Origin of the sequence: Ornithinibacillus bavariensis (genome assembly GCF_050433565.1) — a bacterium.
GTDB lineage: Bacteria > Bacillota > Bacilli > Bacillales > Amphibacillaceae > Ornithinibacillus > Ornithinibacillus bavariensis.
This window is the reverse complement of sequence record NZ_JBNPWZ010000009.1, coordinates 77,229-96,915: the sequence shown is the minus strand read 5'-3', so window position 1 is coordinate 96,915 and position 19,687 is coordinate 77,229. Positions and strand designations below refer to the sequence as shown.

Annotated in this window: 18 protein-coding genes; 1 reads left to right on the top strand and 17 read right to left on the bottom strand. The window is 36.8% G+C overall.

What is annotated here, in order from left to right; translation table 11 throughout:
• Positions 1-88 precede the first annotated feature (88 nt).
• From rpoZ to HNR27_RS14395, 5 genes are all read right to left on the bottom strand, one after another.
• Positions 89-286 carry a DNA-directed RNA polymerase subunit omega gene (gene rpoZ / locus HNR27_RS14415; protein ID WP_212919588.1) on the bottom strand — a complete coding sequence of 66 codons (198 nt, stop codon included), beginning with the start codon at positions 284-286 and terminating at the stop codon, positions 89-91.
• The gene (gmk, locus tag HNR27_RS14410; protein WP_212919587.1) at positions 286-903 is read right to left on the bottom strand and encodes a guanylate kinase; all 618 of its coding nucleotides are present in this window, start codon (positions 901-903) and stop codon (positions 286-288) included. Before gmk ends, rpoZ begins: the two co-directional genes overlap by 1 nt.
• 27 nt (positions 904-930) lie before the next feature.
• The gene (gene remA / locus HNR27_RS14405; RefSeq protein ID WP_212919586.1) at positions 931-1,191 is read right to left on the bottom strand and encodes an extracellular matrix/biofilm regulator RemA; all 261 of its coding nucleotides are present in this window, start codon (positions 1,189-1,191) and stop codon (positions 931-933) included.
• A 123-nt stretch (positions 1,192-1,314) separates the two neighbouring features.
• A complete protein-coding gene (locus tag HNR27_RS14400; protein WP_429340259.1) occupies positions 1,315-2,196 on the bottom strand; it encodes a YicC/YloC family endoribonuclease in 882 nt (293 codons plus the stop codon).
• A 154-nt stretch (positions 2,197-2,350) separates the two neighbouring features.
• Positions 2,351-5,047 (bottom strand): calcium-translocating P-type ATPase, SERCA-type, encoded by a 2,697-nt coding sequence (locus HNR27_RS14395; protein ID WP_429340258.1) that lies wholly within the window; start codon positions 5,045-5,047, stop codon positions 2,351-2,353.
• Between the two features lie 77 nt (positions 5,048-5,124).
• Here HNR27_RS14395 and HNR27_RS14390 point away from each other — a divergent pair, with 77 nt between their 5' ends.
• The gene (locus HNR27_RS14390; RefSeq protein ID WP_429340257.1) at positions 5,125-6,828 is read left to right on the top strand and encodes an Rqc2 family fibronectin-binding protein; all 1,704 of its coding nucleotides are present in this window, start codon (positions 5,125-5,127) and stop codon (positions 6,826-6,828) included.
• 51 nt (positions 6,829-6,879) lie between these two features.
• Here the strand turns inward: HNR27_RS14390 and HNR27_RS14385 are convergent, their stop codons facing one another.
• From HNR27_RS14385 to lspA, 12 genes are all read right to left on the bottom strand, one after another.
• Entirely contained in the window at positions 6,880-7,740 is an 861-nt protein-coding gene (locus tag HNR27_RS14385; protein WP_429340256.1) for a LysR family transcriptional regulator, read from the bottom strand.
• Between the two features lie 74 nt (positions 7,741-7,814).
• Positions 7,815-8,444, bottom strand: a complete 630-nt coding sequence (gene pyrE / locus HNR27_RS14380; protein WP_212919581.1) for an orotate phosphoribosyltransferase — start codon at positions 8,442-8,444, stop codon at positions 7,815-7,817.
• 1 nt (position 8,445) lies between these two features.
• On the bottom strand, positions 8,446-9,147 hold the full coding sequence (gene pyrF / locus HNR27_RS14375; RefSeq protein ID WP_429340255.1) for an orotidine-5'-phosphate decarboxylase: 702 nt from the start codon (positions 9,145-9,147) through the stop codon (positions 8,446-8,448).
• A complete protein-coding gene (locus HNR27_RS14370) occupies positions 9,144-10,058 on the bottom strand; it encodes a dihydroorotate dehydrogenase (RefSeq protein ID WP_429340254.1) in 915 nt (304 codons plus the stop codon). The genes pyrF and HNR27_RS14370 overlap by 4 nt, the downstream gene beginning before the upstream one ends.
• A complete protein-coding gene (locus tag HNR27_RS14365; RefSeq protein ID WP_429340253.1) occupies positions 10,055-10,804 on the bottom strand; it encodes a dihydroorotate dehydrogenase electron transfer subunit in 750 nt (249 codons plus the stop codon). The genes HNR27_RS14370 and HNR27_RS14365 overlap by 4 nt, the downstream gene beginning before the upstream one ends.
• Positions 10,801-14,001 carry a carbamoyl-phosphate synthase large subunit gene (gene carB / locus HNR27_RS14360; RefSeq protein WP_429340252.1) on the bottom strand — a complete coding sequence of 1,067 codons (3,201 nt, stop codon included), beginning with the start codon at positions 13,999-14,001 and terminating at the stop codon, positions 10,801-10,803. The genes HNR27_RS14365 and carB overlap by 4 nt, the downstream gene beginning before the upstream one ends.
• Positions 13,994-15,094, bottom strand: a complete 1,101-nt coding sequence (locus HNR27_RS14355) for a carbamoyl phosphate synthase small subunit (RefSeq protein ID WP_429340251.1) — start codon at positions 15,092-15,094, stop codon at positions 13,994-13,996. Before HNR27_RS14355 ends, carB begins: the two co-directional genes overlap by 8 nt.
• The gene (locus tag HNR27_RS14350) at positions 15,087-16,376 is read right to left on the bottom strand and encodes a dihydroorotase (protein ID WP_212919576.1); all 1,290 of its coding nucleotides are present in this window, start codon (positions 16,374-16,376) and stop codon (positions 15,087-15,089) included. Before HNR27_RS14350 ends, HNR27_RS14355 begins: the two co-directional genes overlap by 8 nt.
• A complete protein-coding gene (locus tag HNR27_RS14345) occupies positions 16,336-17,256 on the bottom strand; it encodes an aspartate carbamoyltransferase catalytic subunit (RefSeq protein ID WP_212919575.1) in 921 nt (306 codons plus the stop codon). Before HNR27_RS14345 ends, HNR27_RS14350 begins: the two co-directional genes overlap by 41 nt.
• Before the next feature lie 233 nt (positions 17,257-17,489).
• Entirely contained in the window at positions 17,490-18,062 is a 573-nt protein-coding gene (gene pyrR, locus HNR27_RS14340) for a bifunctional pyr operon transcriptional regulator/uracil phosphoribosyltransferase PyrR (RefSeq protein WP_244853322.1), read from the bottom strand.
• A 189-nt stretch (positions 18,063-18,251) separates the two neighbouring features.
• Positions 18,252-19,160 carry an RluA family pseudouridine synthase gene (locus HNR27_RS14335; protein WP_212919573.1) on the bottom strand — a complete coding sequence of 303 codons (909 nt, stop codon included), beginning with the start codon at positions 19,158-19,160 and terminating at the stop codon, positions 18,252-18,254.
• A complete protein-coding gene (gene lspA / locus HNR27_RS14330) occupies positions 19,160-19,633 on the bottom strand; it encodes a signal peptidase II (RefSeq protein WP_429340250.1) in 474 nt (157 codons plus the stop codon). The genes HNR27_RS14335 and lspA overlap by 1 nt, the downstream gene beginning before the upstream one ends.
• Positions 19,634-19,687: the final 54 nt, after the last annotated feature.

The window sequence follows — 19,687 nt, the reverse complement described above, 5'->3', positions numbered from 1 at the left end:
AAAATTATCTTCTAGTCTAGTTATACCATAATTTAATAAATAAATAATCCCTTACATACCAGATGTAAGGGATTCATATACATTATTATTATTCATCTTCTATTTTAAGCTTTTCTGCTGCTATTTCCTCTAGTGCCATTCCTACATATTTATGAGACTTAGGACTTTCAATTCGTAAATTTTTTAGTTCACGTAATTGTCTAGCTCTCTTAGCAGACAAGGTTACAAGAGAATACTTTGATTTAATCTTTTCTTGTAAAGCATCAATAGACGGTTCTAACATCATTATAACTCATCCTCCAATATCTTTTTGTATTGTGCAGCTATACGTTCTCTCTTACAATGTTCACTCTGAATAATCGATTGAATCTTATTAACTGCTTTGTCAACATCATCATTGACAACTACATAATCATAAGCATCCATCATTTCAATCTCATTACGGGCTTCTTTTAATCGATTTAGTATTAAATCCTCTGTCTCCGTACCACGACCAACTATTCTATTTTTTAATTCCTCTAAGCTCGGTGGAAATAAGAAGATAAAAACACCCTCAGGAAAATTATGCTTTACTTGCATCGCGCCTTGAACCTCAATTTCAAGGAATACATCGTAGCCTTCTGCTAGTGTTTTCTCTACATACTCTCTTGGAGTTCCATAATAATTATTAACAAACTTTGCATGCTCTAAAAGTTTATTTTGTTTTATTAAAGATTCAAATTCCTCATTTGTTTTGAAGAAATAATCAATACCATCTACTTCACCTGGACGCTGTTCTCTAGTCGTAATAGAAATTGAATACTTTAATTCAGTCTTTCGTTTGAATAATTCCTTACGTACAGTTCCCTTGCCTACACCGGATGGCCCAGAGAGAATAAATAAAATTCCTTTCTCATCAATCAAGTTGCTTCCTCCTATATATAAACCAAATCATTCATCAGACATTTCTTCGTGACTAAGTACTCGCTGTCCAACTGTCTCGGGCTGAACTGCTGATAATACGACATGATCACTATCAGTAATAATAACAGCTCTTGTTCTACGTCCATATGTAGCATCTACTAATTTATTATTATCACGAGCGACGGAGATAATTCGTTTGATAGGTGCTGATTCTGGCGAGACAATGGAAATGACTCGATTAGCAGAAACAACATTACCAAACCCAATATTAATTAGTTGTAGTCCCACTTCACTTCCCCCTTATCATTCTTACCTATTATAAAGGCTTTTGTAACAAATTAAAAGTACAAGAATATTAGAAAATTAGTCCTATCCACTTTATAGGACATAACATATTCAATAAAAAAGGAATTACTCTATATTTTGAACCTGTTCCTTTATTCTCTCAATTTCACTTTTCATTGCAACAGTCCATTCACTAATTTTTGTATCTGTTGATTTCGATCCGACCGTATTCGCTTCTCGGTTCATCTCTTGCAGGATAAAATCAAGCTTTCGGCCAATTGGCTCCTCTAGCTTACTCCATTCCTCTAACTGATCCAAATGACTATGTAATCGTGTGATTTCCTCCGCTATATCCCCTTTTTCTGCTAAAAGGGCAATCTCTTGGTGTAGTCTACTAGAATCGACAGTGATTGGATCCTCTATATACTCTTCCATTCGTTGTTTAATTCTAGTACGGTACTCATCGATAACATTTTCTCTTCTACTTTCTATTGACCTTACTATATTCCTAATAATCGTAGCCCGTTCCAAAATATCATCTAACAAATTTTTGCCTTCTTCTATGCGCATTTCAAGAACCTGCAAACAGGCATCCTCTATACATGCTAATATATTTTCCTGTAAGTTATCTGGTTTTTCTTCATTCTCTTGAATCGTAATTAAGTCAGGGAGTTGTGTAAGAACGGAAAAAGGTATTTCACCCTGTAAGCCATAGCGCTCTTTAGCAACCTTCAATTGTTGTATAAATTGATCCAATAATTTCCAATCGGTAGAAATTGATTTTTGAACAAATCCTTCTCCTTCTATATTTATATGTAATTCCACACGGCCTCTGCTAAAAAAATTCTTAACTAACATTTTTATCTTATCTTCAAGGAATAAAAATGTTCGAGGATATTTCGGTATGATATCAAGAAAACGGTGATTAACTGAACGAATTTCTACTGTAATTGTTGTATTTTCGAACTGAGTAGTACTTAAACCATAGCCTGTCATGCTTTTTGCCACTACCAACACCTACTTTAATTTTCTTTCATCATTATAGCATATGAAATACTGTTTCTTCATAATGTTGGCTTTTTAAGTTGATATTCGTTAGCTACAGTACTATCTTGAAAAATGAAGACCCTTCCACTATTTATTGTGAAAGGGTCTTTAGCTTTTATCTTTTTGTAAAGCCAAATAATACAGTAGGAATTGCTGCTAAGCCAAGAATAAGCATCCAATCTCGTAGTCCTAAGGAAATTGTGTGAAAGATTGGCTGTAGTGGTTCCCAATATATAACTACTAATAACAATAATATGGAGGAGATAACAGCGAAAACAAGGTATATATTTTCAAACGGGTTGCGTTCAAAAACGGATTTTTCACTACGACAATCAAATACATGAATAAGCTGTGCCATCACCAATGTCGTAAATGCTACTGTTTGACCATACACTAGATTTTCCGGATTGTTCTGGTAAGTAACCATAAAGGCAATTAAGGTGACAATTCCGATTAGAATACCTCTAGTAATAATCTTAAAGCCTAAACCTCGGGCAAATACACCTTCTTTTGGACTGCGTGGTCCATGTTTCATAACATCAGCTTCTGGTTTATCCAGTCCTAAAGCCATAGCTGGCAAGCCATCTGTTACCAAATTCACCCATAAGATTTGAACGGGAACTAATGGTAGCGGCATTCCCAGTAAAACTGCAAATAGCATGACCAAAATTTCTCCTACATTTGATGCTAAAAGATAACGAATAAATTTCCTAATATTTTCATAGATATTACGGCCTTCTTGAATTGCTGACTTAATCGTTGCAAAGTTATCATCCATTAATACCAATGATGATGCTTCCTTTGTAACGTCGGTTCCACTTATACCCATACTAATACCTATATCACTAGCCTTAATCGCTGGGGCATCATTGACACCATCTCCTGTCATTGCAACAATATGCCCCCTAGCTTGGAATGCTTTAACAATTTTTAGTTTATGCTCTGGTGTTACTCGAGCAAAAACATAGACATCTTCAATAATATTTTCAAGCTCTTCTACAGACATTTTATTTAATTCACTACCCTCTAGAACTAGCCCATTATCTGGTAATAAATTCAAATCCTTTGCAATGGCCCTTGCTGTTTTAACATGGTCGCCTGTAATCATTACCGTTTTAATTCCTGCTTCACGACATTCAGCAATTGCTGCTTTCACTTCCTTACGAGGTGGATCAATCATCCCATATAATCCAATAAAGGTTAAGTCCTTTTCAAGAAATGCGGAGTCTAGTGAAACGTCTTTCGATAAAGGCCGCATACTTATAGCAATCGTCCTTAATGCCTTATCTGCCATCTGATCAATAGCTTGTTCAATTAATTCCTTATCATGTTTCTTTAATAGTTTTCTTCCTTCTTGGTCTACTACATAATTACATCTTGGTAGTAATACATCAGGGGCTCCTTTTGTAATAAGGAAGCGTCTACCATTATCATCTTCTATAATTACACTCATCCGTTTTCGATCCGAGTCAAAAGGAATTTCTTTTACAATTTCAACGTTTTGTCCACTTAATGGGGATAATCCTATTTTTCGGGCTGCAACTAATAATGCACCATCAGTTGGATCTCCATTTACTATATACTTCCCTTTTTTAATTTGTAGTTCTGAATTATTACAAAGCTGTCCATATAAGAGCATGTTTTCTAAATTAGGATGATCTTGTTTAATTTTCTTGTTTCCAATTAAAAAGTCCCCTTCAACGTCAAACCCATCTCCAGTAACCGTAATAGTTTCACCATTTAAGTATATTTCTTTAACAGTCATCTCATTTTCTGTCATCGTACCTGTTTTATCGGAACAAATAACAGATGCACAGCCCAATGTCTCAACTGCTGATAATTTTCTTACGATAGCTCTTTTTCGAATCATCCGCTGTACACCTAATGATAATGCAACAGTAACTATTGCTGGTAATCCCTCAGGTATTGCAGCTACTGCTAACGAAACACCGGCAAGAAACATATTATATATCGGGTGCCCTTGTATAACACCAAGAACTACTACCAAAATAGTCAAAAGAATGGCTACCACGATTAAGATTTTGCCTAACTCTGCCAGTTTCCTCTCTAAAGGGGTTGGTATTTTCTTCGTACTTGACATTAAGGAAGCAATTTGCCCCATTACCGTATTCATTCCTGTACCAACAACAATACCTATACCAGAGCCACGAGAAACCATCGTGCCTTTAAAGCCCATATTAACTTGATCCTGTGCGTCCAGATCGCCTCTTGAGATAGCAGCTGCATGCTTCATAACAGGTAGTGATTCCCCGGTTAATGCCGATTCTTCCGTTTCAAGGCTTACTGATTTTACAATGCGTATATCGGCTGGTACCCTGTCACCAGTATTTAACCTTACAATATCACCAATAACCAATTCTTTAGAAGCTACCTTTTCCCACTTCTTATCACGAAAAACATTCGCCATCGGGGCTGATAGCTCTTTTAGCTTTTCAAGAGATTTTTCAGCTTTCTGCTCTTGGAAGTAACCAATACAGCCATTAACTAGGACAATGACCATAATCGCTATTGCGTCAACAAATTCACCTAACATTCCTGCAATCAGGGTGGCAGCAAGTAACACTAGTACCATGAAATCCTGAAATTGCTTTAAAAAAATAATCCATCTAGGAGTTTGTTTATTTGTTTCTAACACATTGAAGCCATATTGCCTCTGTCTTTCACTGACCTGCTTTGAGGTTAATCCCCTACTTACTGTTACTTGCAGTTTTTGTTCTACTTGTTCGACATCTAATTGATACCACTTTTTCACGTTGCATTCCTCCACGCTTATTCGAGAGCATAAAATCATCTCTAGTGTGTTCTTAGTGATATCTATGCAGACTTGTCCTAAATAATGCTATAATTTAATTAGAGAGGTGAGTCGAAATGCCATTTGACGGAATTGTAACAAGAGCAGTGACAAAGGAATTATCGGACATGTTGCTACCAGGAAAAATCACAAAAATTCATCAACCAACAGATACTGAAATAATTATGACCATAAGAAGCCAGGGTAAAAATCATACCCTTTTGTTGTCAATTCATCCATCTTATTCAAGGATACATTTAACAGAAGAAAGCTTTCTTAACCCCGCTGATGCCCCAATGTTTTGTATGGTGCTTAGGAAGCATCTATCAGGTGCCATCATTGAATCAGTGGTACAAGATGGAATGGAACGAATAATCAACTTCCGAATAAAAACAAGAAATGAGATTGGCGATATTTCAGTGAAAACGCTAGTACTTGAATTGATGGGAAAACATAGTAATTTAATTTTAGTTGAAACAGATAAAGGTCATATCATCGATAGTTTAAAGCATGTATCAATGGCACAGAACCGTTATCGAACAGTTTTACCAGGTGTGGAATATATTCATCCACCAATGCAGGATAAACTGAATCCTCTTGAGATAGATGGAGAGACGTTTATTAAAAAACTAGATTTTAATGCGGGTAAGCTAGAAACACAAATTGTTAATCTATTTACTGGTTTTTCCCCATTTATTGCGAATGAGCTTGTCAATCGTGCGAGACTCGGTACGCAGGAGGTATATAAGGATACATTCATTGAAATGCAAGAAAAAATTCTTCACCACCGTTTTCATCCTGCGATTTATCAAGGGAAGAAAGAAGATTTTCACGTATTAGAATTAGTTGATTTTAAAGGAGACAAGAAAACGTTTCCGACTATAAATCAATTACTAGATCAATTTTATTCAGGTAAAGCAGAACGGGATAGAGTAAAACAGCAAGCGAAGGATTTATACCGTTTTATTCAAAATGAAAAGGATAAAAATGATCGTAAACTAAAAAAACATGAGCGTACATTAGAAAAAGCACAGAAAGCAGAAAGGTACCAACGATTAGGTGAATTGTTAACTGCCAATATGCATGTGGTAAAACAAGGAGATACATCTGTTTCAGTAGTGGATTATTATGATCCCGAGCAAAATGAAATTACCATTGATTTAAACCCACATAAAACACCAAGCGAAAATGCCCAGAGCTTATTTAAGACCTATCAAAAATTGAAAACCTCCAAGGCAAAAGTCGAGGAAGAAATAGAGAAAACGTTAAAGGAAACAGCCTATCTTGAACAATTACTACAGCAAATAGATGTTGCTGGTGTAGAAGATATTGAAGAAATACGAGAAGAGCTTCGTGAAGAGGGTTATATTAAAAAGCAAAAATCTGGGAAACGTAAAAATAAACAAGTAGCTCCAAAACCAGAGGAATATATTGCTACAGATGGTACGTCCATTTTAGTTGGAAAGAACAATAAACAAAATGAATTTTTGACGATGAAGTTGGCACACCGAGATGAAATTTGGTTACACACGAAGGATATTCCGGGGTCACATGTGATTATTCGGTCCAAAGAACCGAGTGAAGAGACAATCAAGGAAGCTGCCCAGCTTGCGGCGTACTTTAGTAAATCACAAAATTCATCAGCTGTGCCGGTGGACTACACAAGAGTAAGATATGTAAAAAAGCCAAACGGATCCAAGCCTGGATTTGTGATTTATGATAATCAAAAGACAATTTATGTTACTCCAGAAAAAATGAAGGTAGATAAATTAAAGAAATAATAGGAGATGGATTCCCATCTCCTATTATTTCTTTAAGAATATTTACAGTGATTACATAAAAGTTTCATTAGTAAGCATTTTAATAAATTCATCAACCTGAGGGAGCTCACGGATTCCTTCCTGATAGGAGAGCCATGTATAGCGTGTAACTGGCTTCCCGTCAAGTTCTAATGCTATATGTGGAAACTCATCCATCATAGAATCCGATACGCTTTTTGGTAGAACTGCCATGCCTATTCCCTGTTTCATAAATTGTTTACATGTTTCGATTTGATCCACTGTCATGGTTCGAAGTGGTTTAATTTGTTGTTGATGGTAGTACAACCAATTATCGACTAATTCATGCATACTATCATCACTTTTAAAGGAAATTAGAGGTCGTTCCTTAATTATATCTTTTGGAAATGGCTCCGTATCAAAAATATATAAAGGATCATCAAACAAGTGAATGGAGGTGCTCTCTTTTAATTGTTCACCTCGAATAATACATACATGGTAATCCTTATGATTCCTTCGTATATCCTCACTAATTCCTGTTACTAAATCAATCGTTACCTTTGGAAATTTATTCGTATATTTTCCGAGAATTTTAGGAAGAAAACGTTGGCTAATTAAGGATGAACAGGCAATTGAAAGTGTACCAAGTACTTCATCACTTGATTGAGACAATTTATTTTTTAGAACCTCCTCTTCCTCTATTACTCTTTTTGCATGCTCTAGAATAATTTCTCCACAAGGTGTTAAGACTAAGTTTTTTGGTGTACGAATAAAAATAATTTCACCAAAATAATCCTCAATATACTTTAGTCTTTGTGTAACAGCTGGCTGAGAAATAAGTATAGCTTTTGCTGTACCTCGAATAGTACCTATTTCATTCAATTTTAATAGTAGCTCGTAATCTTCTATCTTCATAATAGAAACCTCAATTTGATAATATTTTATTATACAAATTGATTATATAATAAAACTCTACTTATTGCATTACCCTATCTAGACTCCATAGAACTACGCCATTCTAGTAATTGGGCTTTTTCTTCATTTCCGATAGCCTCATTAACTACCAAAGTTTGAATGAGATCTTCATAGGATGTAATCGTTTGATAGTTAACACCAGCCTGTTCAAAATTAGCTGTTGCTTTCGTTAATCCATATGTAAAGATAGCCATTACTTCAAGTATTTCAGCTCCAGCATGCTTTAAAGCATCCACAACTGCAAGTGATGAACCGCCTGTTGAGATTAAATCTTCAATAACTAATACTTTCTTCCCTTGAACATTTTCCCCTTCTATTTGGTTTCCCCTTCCATGTTCCTTCGGTTTAGAACGGACATAAACCATGGGAAGATTTAATTGATCTGCTAACCAAGCTGCGTGGGGAATACCTGCTGTTGCACAGCCAGCGATAACGTCAGGCATTGTTTTCATTTGCTGTACCTTTTCTACAAAAGCTTTGGTAATTTTTTGTCGAACCTCTGGGTAGGACATTGTAATTCGATTATCACAATAGATGGGTGATTTGATGCCTGATGCCCATGTAAAATAATCATTCGGATTCGTTTCAATCTGTACTGCCTTTATTCTTAATAAATCGCTTACTACTGCTTGGCTTAATTTCATTTTACTTCCCCCATTCTTTTACAGCTTGGTCATATGCTAGTCTTGGATTTTTTGCATTAGTCACACTTCGTCCTATTACTAAATAGTCAGCACCATTTTCCCGAGCATAGCTGGGAGTAGCAATTCTCTTTTGATCATCTGTATTTGTTTGGTGAAGACGTATTCCTGGAGTAACAGTTAAAAATAAGTCGCCACAATCTTCCTTGATTTGTTTTGCCTCATGTACCGAACAGACTACACCATCCGCACCATTCTCCTTCGCCAATCCAGCTAAATGAATTGTCATGTTCGTAAGGTCGCCAGGTATTAATAGTTCTTTATTTAATTGCCTATTATCCATTGAAGTGACCACTGTTACTGCAATTAATTTTGGATGATTCGTAGAATTACCACTAATTAACCCCTCTTTTGCGTAATGAATCATCTCACTACCACCTAATGCGTGAACATTTACCATATCGACTTCAAGGCTTGATAATATTTTCATAGCTCTCATTACTGTAGTTGGAATATCATGGAGCTTTAAATCGAGAAAGATAGTATGATTGTTTTTTCTTAGTTTTTCGATTATTGATGGTCCCTCACGGTAATAAAGTTCCATCCCTATTTTCACAGGAATTCCTTGTAAATCATTCCTAATTAAAAATGATTCGGTAAGTTCCCAGCTAGGAAAATCAAGTGCCAAATAGATTGATTCTGTCATGCAACTATCCCCTTTCCAATCGCATCCTGTACAGAGTTAAATCCATACTTATCTAAAACCTGAGGCAGTTCATTAATTATTTCGGAGCAAACAAACGGATTTTGAAAATTAGCAGTACCTACTGCTACTGCACTGGCACCTGCAAGAAGAAACTCTAATACATCTTCAGCATTTTTAATTCCGCCCATGCCAATAATTGGTATTTGAACCTGTTTACTTACCTCATAAATCATTCGAACTGCAACAGGTTTTATAGCTGGACCTGATAGTCCCCCTGTTTTATTCGCTATTATCGGTCTTCTACTTGGAAGGTGAATTTGCATTCCAGTTAGGGTATTTATCATGCTGAGACCATCTGCCCCAGCCGCTTCTACCGCCTTAGCAATCGATACAATATCTGTCACATTTGGAGAAAGCTTTACATATACTGGCAGATTACTAGCTTTCTTCACAACTTCCGTTACACGCGAAGCCATAGTTGGATCAGTACCAAATTGAATACCGCCTTCTTTTACATTTGGGCAAGATATATTTAATTCCAATGCATGAACCTTATTCGTTTGGTTAAAGGCTTGTGCTACATATTCATACTCTTCTAGTGTACTTCCTGCAATATTTGCAATAATTTTCGTATCAAATTGTGCTAAATAAGGAACCTCATTAGCAATTATTTTATCTACCCCTGGATTTTGCAGGCCAATCGCGTTAAGCATACCGGACGATGTCTCCGCAACCCTGGGTGTAGGATTCCCAAGTCGTTCATTTCCTGTTGCTGCCTTCATGATAACAGCTCCTAGTTTACCAAGGTCATAGAAATCACTATATTCACGACCAAATCCAAAGCAACCAGAAGCTGGCATGATTGGGTTTTTTAATGCTAGACCAGGTAACTCAGTGGTTAATCTTGTCATAGCTTGACCTCCCCTGCTACAAATACTGGACCATCTTTACATATTTTTTTATAATTAGTACCATCTTTTGTTGGTACTACACAGGCATAGCAAGCCCCAACACCACAGCCCATCCGCTCTTCAATGGAAATATACCCACGTCTTTCTTTTAACTCTTGACTCACTGCACGAAGCATTGGAATTGGTCCACAGCTATAGTAATAGTCAAAGTGATGAACATGATTTATTACGTCTGTCACGAGCCCTCTTTCTCCATACGAACCATTATTCGTTACGATAAAATTTTTACCTAAATTTTTAAATTCGTTTTCATAGAATACATGGTTCTTATCTTGGAAACCTAAAACAGATATAATCGTACATCCCATCTCTTTTAGTGTTTTTCCAAGATAATATAATGGAGGTACCCCAATTCCTCCGCCGATTAATAGAGCGGTAGAATTAGCATGTAGTGGAAATTCGTTACCCATTGGACCAAGTACATTTAGGTACTGTCCTACCTGATAGGCAGATAATTCTCTCGTTCCCTGGCCATTTATCTTAAATATTATTGTCACAGTACCTCGACTTGGATCACAATCTGTAATTGAGATTGGCCTTCTTAACGAATGCTCTCCCACTTGAAGATGCAAAAATTGTCCTGGAACAGCATTGTTGCTTATAAAATTATTTTCTAAAATCATTTCAAATGTATCTTGTGCAATACACCGAATCGATATTATTTTCATTCCTACTTTTCTAATCATAGACTTTTTACCTCTTTAGCAAATAATGGGCTTGCACTGAAGGTAGTAGAATCAATTACATGTAAGATTGCATTCACCGTATCTAAACTAGTTAGACATGCTATCCCTCTTTCTACCGATACCCTTCTAATCATAAAACCATCGGAGCGTGTTTGTTGTCCAGATGTTAATGTATTAATGACAAATTGCACCTTTCCTTGCTCAATAATAGATAGTACATTTGGATCCTTCTCTCCAACCTTATCAACCTCTACAACCGGTAGGTTTGCTCCACGTAAGAAGGATGCTGTGCCAGTAGTAGCATATAGCTGGAAGCCCAATTGATGAAAGCGTTCTGCAATACCTAACATTTCTAGCTTATCTTTATCTGCAACAGTAATTAGTACTGCCCCTTCTGTCGGAATTGATATTCCCGCTGCAAGTAACCCCTTATATAGTGCCTTTTCCATCGTTTTATCATAACCGATTGCTTCACCTGTTGATTTCATTTCAGGACCAAGAATCGTGTCAACACTACGAAGCTTTTCAAATGAAAAGACAGGAATTTTAACAGAGACCTGTTTCTTTTCTGGCAGTATTCCAGTTTTAAAGCCCAAATCTGCCAGCTTCTCACCTAGAATACTTCTAGTAGCAAGGTTTGCCATGGTAACTCCTGTTATTTTACTTAAAAATGGGATTGTCCTGCTTGCCCTTGGATTAACTTCTAATACATATACATCATCATCACAAACGATAAACTGGATATTAATAAGTCCCTTTACATCAAGAGCTTTTGAAATTTTTAACGTGGCTTCAAAGCATTTCTCTTTGACTAAACTAGAAAGGCGTTGTGGTGGATAGACTGCAATAGAGTCTCCAGAGTGTACCCCAGAACGTTCAATATGCTCCATGATGCCAGGAACAATGGTCGTTAGGCCATCACTAATGGCATCAACCTCTACCTCTATACCAGTGATATATTTGTCAATTAAAATGGGATGACGATCGTTCAGCTTTCCCGATTTACTTAAATACTTTAGCAGTTCGTCTCTGTTGTAAACAATTTCCATCCGGCTTCCACCAATTACATAGGATGGTCGAACGAGAACTGGGTAGCCAATAGATTCAGCAACATTAATTGCATCCTCCATCCGTTTAACCGCCTTACCCTTTGGACGAAGTAAGTCTAATTCAGCTAATAATAATTCGAACTTATCTCTATCTTCCGCTTTATCAATTGCTGTTAAGCTTGTTCCGAGAATAGTTACTCCACGCCGGGATAATCCATCTGCTAAATTAATTGCAGTTTGTCCACCGAATTGGACAATAACCCCTTCTGGTTTTTCTAAATTCACAACATGCATAACATCTTCTAAGGTTAGCGGTTCGAAATACAATTTGTCTGAGATGCTGAAATCTGTTGAGACAGTCTCTGGGTTACTGTTCATGATAATCGCCTCGTAACCCATTTCTTTAATCGCCAATACCGAGTGAACTGTCGCATAGTCGAACTCAATTCCCTGCCCAATACGAATTGGCCCAGAACCTAAAACCAATACTTTACGATTTAATGTTGAAACAGATTCATTTTCTTCTTCATAGGTACTATAAAAGTATGGTGTTTGTGATTCAAATTCTGCCGCACAGGTATCAACCATTTTATACACTGGCTGAATATCGGTATTCATCCTATAATGAAACACTTCATCTTCTGTCATTTCCCATAATCTAGCAATTTGTTTGTCTGAGATCCCTTTTTCCTTTGCCTTGCGTAAAATTTCCACCTGATTTATATTTTCCCTAAGTAGTACTTCGAATTGAACAATATCTGCCAATTTTTGAAGGAAAAACGGGTCTATTTTCGTATATTGATGCAGTTGTCTGACAGAATACCCCCTACAAAATGCCTCTGCAATGACATAAATCCGTTCATCGTCAGCTTTCTCTAATCGTGTTTGAATAGTATCATCTGATATATCCGCTAACGATTCTAACCACAATTCCTCAGTGCCATTATCCATTGATCTAATTCCTTTTAGAAGCGACTCTTCAAAGTTTCTTCCAATTGCCATGATTTCTCCTGTGGCTTTCATTTGTGTACCTAGCTTGCGATCCCCAGAGACAAATTTATCAAAGGGAAACCTTGGCAGTTTTGTCACCACATAATCTAATGCCGGTTCAAATAATGCATAGGTTGTTCCCGTTACCGGATTACTAATTTCATCCAGTGTCAGCCCAACCGCAATTTTAGCCGCCATTTTTGCTATAGGGTAGCCTGTTGCTTTAGAGGCCAGTGCAGAGGAGCGACTAACCCTTGGGTTGACTTCGATTACATAGTAGTTGAAACTGTTTGGATCTAAAGCTAATTGCACATTACATCCACCCTCAATTCCTAAAGCACGAATAATTTTTAAGGATGCATTTCGTAATAACTGGTATTCGCGGTCACTCAATGTTTGGGAAGGGGCGACGACAATTGAATCTCCTGTATGGATACCTACCGGATCTATATTTTCCATATTACATACAACAATAGCTTGGTCTTTTTTGTCTCGCATTACCTCATATTCAATTTCCTTATAACCAGCAATATTGCGTTCAATTAAGCATTGGTGAACTGGTGATAATGATAGTCCATTACGGGTTATTTCTCGCAATTCGCGTTCATTATAGCTCATGCCACCACCTGTTCCGCCCAACGTATAAGCAGGTCTAACAATTAAGGGATATCCGATTTCCTCTGCAAAAGCAATTGCTTCCTCAACAGTGTGAACAATTTTACTCTCAGGTATCGGTTCATTTATTTCCTTCATCAAGTTACGAAACATTTCTCTGTCTTCTGCTTTTTGAATTGCTTCCAGTGATGTACCGAGTAATGTCACATTATACTGGTCTAATATACCAGTATTGTTTAAAGCAACTGCAAGATTTAGCCCTGTTTGTCCTCCTAATGTCGGTAATAATGCATCTGGTTGCTCTTTTCGTATTATTTTCGTTAAAAATTCTACTGTAAGTGGCTCCATATAAACCTTATCTGCAATAGTTTCATCCGTCATTATGGTAGCGGGATTAGAATTAGCCAAAATAACTGTATATCCCTCTTCTCGTAATGCCTGACAAGCCTGTGTACCAGAATAGTCAAATTCTGCTGCCTGACCTATCACAATAGGTCCAGATCCAATAACAAGAATCTTTTTGATAGTTGTATTTTTAGGCATAAATCGTGTCCCCCTGTCGTAAAACATGCTTATGAACCTCTTCCAAAAAGACATCAAATATATAATTAGCATCCTCTGGTCCAGGTGAACTTTCAGGATGATATTGTACAGAAAATGCTGGATATAATTTGTGCTGTATTCCCTCCACTGAATGATCATTTAAATCAATTTGTGTTAGCACTAAATTAGTATGATCTAAGGAACGTTTATTCACTGCATATCCATGATTTTGTGAGGTTAAAAATACGTTTCCTGTCTTGAGATCTTTTACAGGATGATTTCCTCCACGATGGCCAAACTTCATTTTTTCCGTGTCAGCACCACACGCAAGAGCAAGCAATTGGTGTCCTAAACATATCCCGAGGAGGGGAATGCAAGGTAATATCTTTCGGATCATTTCAATGGCTTCTGGTACATCCTTTGGATCTCCAGGTCCATTTGATAGAATGATACCATCTGGCTTTAAACGTATAATATTTTCAGCTGAATAACTATATGGTACAACCGTAACATGGCAATTTCGTTTCGTTAATTCTCTTAAAATATTATGCTTCATCCCAAAATCAATAAGTACGACACGATGCCCCCGACCTGGTACGATATAAGGTCTAGTTGTCGATGATAGCTTAACTTGATTATGGCATTCTTTTATTGCATGTAGTTTACGGAGTACTTCTCCATTCTCTAATGATTCATCTGCAATATATCCTCTAAGTGTGCCTGCCTTGCGAATATGCTTCGTAAGCTTTCGTGTATCAATTCCTGCTATACCTGGTATATCATGTATTTTTAAAAAGCTATCAATAGCTTCATCACTTCTAAAATTAGACGGATGTTTACAATATTCCTTTACAATTAAACCGTTGATAAATGGTGCTACCGCTTCAAAATCTTCGCGATTAATACCATAATTACCAATTAGTGGATAAGTGAAGGAAACGATTTGTCCATAATAGGATGGGTCAGTAAGAATCTCTTGGTAACCAGTCATACTAGTATTAAAGACTACCTCACCGCTAATCTCACGTTGACTTCCAAATCCTTCTCCAGAAAAAACACTCCCATCCTCTAAAACTAATTTTCTCTTAAACATCTGTATCCTCCTCGTAAACTATACTCCCATTACAAATCGTTAATACTGGTGTACCCATTACTGACCATTCATGAAATGGAGTGTTTCGTCCTTTTGAATAGAAGGAATGTTTGTCAATTTTTATTTCTCTCTCTAAATCTATTAAGGTTAGATCTGCAAATGCTTGTTCTTCCAATCTTCCATAAGGTAAATTAAAAACATTTGCTGGTTTAATTGTTAACCAATCGATTAACTGTTTAAGTGTAATTTTGCCTGATTTAACTAGTTTGCTATAAAGTAATGGAAAAGCTGTTTCTAAACCAACAATTCCAAATGGTGCTTTTAGCATTCCTTGATTCTTTTCATCTTCACTATGTGGAGCATGATCTGTAGCAACAAAATCAATTGTGCCGTCTAGTAATCCTTCTAATAGTGCTTCCTGATCCTCTTTACTTCGAAGTGGTGGATTCATTTTATAATTTGTATCATCCTCTAGTACTGTATCTTCATTGAGTAATAGATGATGTGGAGTCACCTCGGCAGACACTGGTATACCTGCCTTTTTTGCATCACGAATTATTCGTACAGATTCCTTTGTACTGACATGGCAAACATGATAGTGACAACCTGTAGCTTCCGCTAATAAAACATCTCGAGCAATTTGTACAGATTCCGTTATGGATGGTATTCCTGGTAGTTTTAATCGCTTACTAACATCTCCATCATGTACAACACCACCATAAACAATGGTATTATCCTCACAATGGGCAACAATTGCCTTCCCATTTTTTGCTGCAGTTTTCATTGCTTGGAGCATTGCATCTGCTGTTTGGATTCCCACCCCATCATCGGTAAATGCAAAAATAGGAAGCTTAGATAGTTGTTCAATATTTGTTAGTTCTTCCCCTTTTAAACCTTTTGTTATCGAGGCATATGGTAATACTCTAACAACAGCATCTTGTTCAATTTTCTTTAACAAGCTGGTAATAGCAGTTTCACAATCTGGAACCGGATTCGTATTTGGCATTGCACATACAGTTGTGTAACCACCTCTAGCTGCTGCTTTTGTTCCGGTTTTTATCGTTTCTTTATGCTCACCACCTGGCTCGCGTAAATGTATATGGACATCAATAAATCCTGGGGTTAACAATTTTCCCCGGCAATCGATTATTCTATCAACTTGATTAGCAGCTTCTATTTTTGTATTGATTTCACTTATTATTCCTTGTTGGATAAGCACCTCACAATCTATCAACTGGCCATTATCCGCTAATTGTTTCGCATTTTTTAATAAAATTCCCATTGATAATCCCCCATTCTGTTAACATATGAACGATAATTGCCATCCGCATATAAACACCATTTGACATTTGTTTAAAGATTCGCGACCGACCACACTCAACAAGGTCACTATCGATCTCGATTCCCCTATTTATCGGCGCTGGGTGAAGAATAATTGCTTGTTCCTTCATTCTTCCTTCCCGTTCTTTTGTCAAACCAAAATATTCCAAATAACCTTCTGTCTTCAATTCTCTTTGATGTCTTTCATGCTGGATTCTTAAAAGCATTAAGACATCTAAATTTTCAACTGCTTCATCAATGGTGATACAAGGAAAACCCAATGTATGGTCCTCATATCCTGGTGGTGAACATAAAAAGACGTTAGCACCTAGATTATGCAGCGCATAAGCATTAGATTTTGCAACACGACTATGCTTGATATCCCCCACAATCCCGATATTCAAGCCAATAAATCTTCCAAATTCCTGATATATGGTCATTAAATCTAACATGCATTGTGTTGGATGCTCCGCCTTTCCAGCACCGGCATTAATAATTGGAATATTAATACCTGTATCCAATTCGGTCATCCAGTCATCCGATTCATGCCTGATAATTGCAATATTTGCCCCAATAGATTCAAGTGTTTTCACTGTGTCATATAAGGATTCACCTTTTTTAAGGCTCGATGTTTCCGTGTGAAAATCTAACATTTCAAGTCCTAGCCTTCTTTCAGCTACGGTAAAACTCATTTTTGTTCTCGTACTAGGTTCAAAGAATAAGTTCGCAGAAAACAATTGATTAGGAATTTTCACATCTAAGGATTTACATAATTCTGCAGTCTCGATCAAATGAAAAATGGTGTCATTTGTCAACTGCTTCATGGAAATAAAATGCTTCATGTTACTCTCTCCTTATATTTTTCTATTTTTAGGCATAAAAAAACCTCTTTGCAAATGGTCGCAAAGAGGTAAACGTGTGGTTTAGAAGATCCAACATCCGCTCATCACTTTTGCGAATGTGTTTGATTTCCTTAACAGACGAGAAAGCTTTTATACTTTCCCTTCTGCAAAAAAACACACGTAAACAAAGCAACCTTGTAAATCTCTCTGGATTTAATTAAAGGTCCTACTTTTTACTTTTCATAAATCGAAACTAGATCCGCTTGATCTACTTCATTTAACTGAACAACAATAATCTCCTTTTCCGATGTCGGTATATTTTTTCCAACATAATCTGCACGAATCGGCAACTCCCGATGACCGCGATCGACAAGTACTGCTAACTGGATTAAAGAAGGTCTTCCTACATCCATTACGGCATCCATGGCTGCTCGAACCGTTCTCCCAGTATAGAGTACGTCATCAATTAAAATAACTTTCTTATTCGAAATATCAACAGGGATATTTGCACCAAGAATTTCAGGCTCATCATTTTCTACCGCCATTTGCAAATCATCTCGATATAACGTTATATCTAATTCACCTATAGGGATCGTGACTCCTTCAATTTTCTTGATTTTTTCCTGTAATCGCTTAGCTAGTGGTGCGCCTCTTGTCTTTATTCCAACGATGACAAGATCATCGCCACCCTTATTTTTTTCAAGGATTTCATGAGCAATGCGGGTTAATGCTCGATTTATTGCTTGCTCGTCTAGTAAGTCTGTCTTTTTATTCACTTCATTCCCACCCTTACATCGTTTTATCATATGCATTAGCTATGAGAGTGGCTTGCCTGGTAGTTACTATTTTTCCCATAAAAAAACCTTTTCTCCATGAGGAAAAAAGGTTTTTATGTAGACATATAGCTACAATAATATCCGCTACCTTCTTGCCTCTCTGGACATGTTTAAAGGTTCTATTCATCTGTTTTATTATTTCAAACTTCCCTCTTACTGTCAATATATTTTTTCAAGCTTTGTTAATAGCTCTTGAAAATACGGTGGAGCATCCACTTCAAAATGTAACCATTCCCCAGTTGTAGGATGCGTAAAACCTAATACTTTGGCATGTAATGCTTGTCCTCCTATATCAAACGTTTTTCTTGGACCATATTTTGGATCACCTACTAATGGATATCCAATATAACGCATATGAACACGAATTTGATGTGTTCTTCCTGTTTCTAACCGACATTCAACATAGGTATATTCCTTGAAACGCTCCAAAACATGAAAATGGGTAACTGCATGTTTCCCATTATCTACGACAGCCATTCTCTGCCTATCATTTGGATCTCTGCCAATAGGTGCATCAACCATACCAGAATCATGATTTATGACTCCATGAACTATAGCCTCATATTTTCTCTCTACATCTTTATTAGCCAACTGCCCTGCTAAACTGGAATGTGCCTTATCATTCTTAGCCACTACTAATAATCCACTGGTATCTTTATCAATTCGATGAACGATACCAGGCCGCTCCACTCCATTTATGCCCGAAAGATCGTTACAATGATATAATAATGCATTAACTAGTGTGCCAGATTGATGTCCTGCTGAGGGATGGACAACCATACCCTTTGGCTTATTCACCACTAATAAATCCTTATCTTCATATAGGATAGAGATTGGGATGTTCTCTGGCTCAATATGAAGTGCCTCTACTTCTGGAATTTCCCAGGTTATCACATCACCAGTTTGACATTTATAATTTGCTTTCACAATTTCATCATTAACTGAAACAAGTCCTTTCGTAATCCAGCCTTGAACTTGCGATCTGGATTGCTCTGGATTGATTTCGGCCATCAGCTTATCAATACGCATTTTATTTTCAGTATCTGTTACAGTATGTTGGAATGACATTATGACTTATTCTTCCCTTTCTGTTTCTTCTCTTCGATGATCGTTGCAATGATTACTAGGATTACCCCAACTGTCAGTGCCGAATCAGCAATATTAAAAATTGGGAAATCATACCCGAAAATAGTAAAGTCAAAGAAATCTACAACCTCTTGATGAAGTAGTCGATCAATAAAATTACCAATTGCCCCGCCAAGGATTAATGCTAGGGCAAAAGCAAATAGCCTATTTTCTTTTCCAAACTTATGTAAATAATAGATTACTCCCACAATGACAAGGATTGTAATCGCATAAAAGAAGCCCATTTTCCCTTGAAGCATGCCCCATGCAGCACCACTATTACGGTGTGAGGTTAACGAGAAAAATCCATCAATTATTGGAATTTGTTCATATAGTTCCATGTTTTTGACAACTAGATATTTAGTAAATTGATCTACGGCAATAACTATTACCGCAAGTATGTAATAACGATACATTCCCCATCCTCCGATGTATACGATTTTTATCTACGTGTTTTTTGAAAATCCTTA

Coding starts and splice junctions, on each gene's coding strand:
- rpoZ (WP_212919588.1), bottom strand. CDS start 286: ATGATGTTAGAACCGTCTATTGATGCTTTACAAGAAAAGATTAAATCA.
- HNR27_RS14395 (WP_429340258.1), bottom strand. CDS start 5,047: ATGATTTTATGCTCTCGAATAAGCGTGGAGGAATGCAACGTGAAAAAG.
- HNR27_RS14390 (WP_429340257.1), top strand. CDS start 5,125: ATGCCATTTGACGGAATTGTAACAAGAGCAGTGACAAAGGAATTATCG.
- HNR27_RS14385 (WP_429340256.1), bottom strand. CDS start 7,740: ATGAAGATAGAAGATTACGAGCTACTATTAAAATTGAATGAAATAGGT.
- pyrE (WP_212919581.1), bottom strand. CDS start 8,444: ATGAAATTAAGCCAAGCAGTAGTAAGCGATTTATTAAGAATAAAGGCA.
- pyrF (WP_429340255.1), bottom strand. CDS start 9,147: ATGACAGAATCAATCTATTTGGCACTTGATTTTCCTAGCTGGGAACTT.
- HNR27_RS14370 (WP_429340254.1), bottom strand. CDS start 10,058: ATGACAAGATTAACCACTGAGTTACCTGGTCTAGCATTAAAAAACCCA.
- HNR27_RS14365 (WP_429340253.1), bottom strand. CDS start 10,804: ATGATTAGAAAAGTAGGAATGAAAATAATATCGATTCGGTGTATTGCA.
- carB (WP_429340252.1), bottom strand. CDS start 14,001: ATGCCTAAAAATACAACTATCAAAAAGATTCTTGTTATTGGATCTGGA.
- HNR27_RS14355 (WP_429340251.1), bottom strand. CDS start 15,094: ATGTTTAAGAGAAAATTAGTTTTAGAGGATGGGAGTGTTTTTTCTGGA.
- HNR27_RS14350 (WP_212919576.1), bottom strand. CDS start 16,376: ATGGGAATTTTATTAAAAAATGCGAAACAATTAGCGGATAATGGCCAG.
- HNR27_RS14345 (WP_212919575.1), bottom strand. CDS start 17,256: ATGAAGCATTTTATTTCCATGAAGCAGTTGACAAATGACACCATTTTT.
- pyrR (WP_244853322.1), bottom strand. CDS start 18,062: ATGATAAAACGATGTAAGGGTGGGAATGAAGTGAATAAAAAGACAGAC.
- HNR27_RS14335 (WP_212919573.1), bottom strand. CDS start 19,160: ATGTCATTCCAACATACTGTAACAGATACTGAAAATAAAATGCGTATT.
- lspA (WP_429340250.1), bottom strand. CDS start 19,633: ATGTATCGTTATTACATACTTGCGGTAATAGTTATTGCCGTAGATCAA.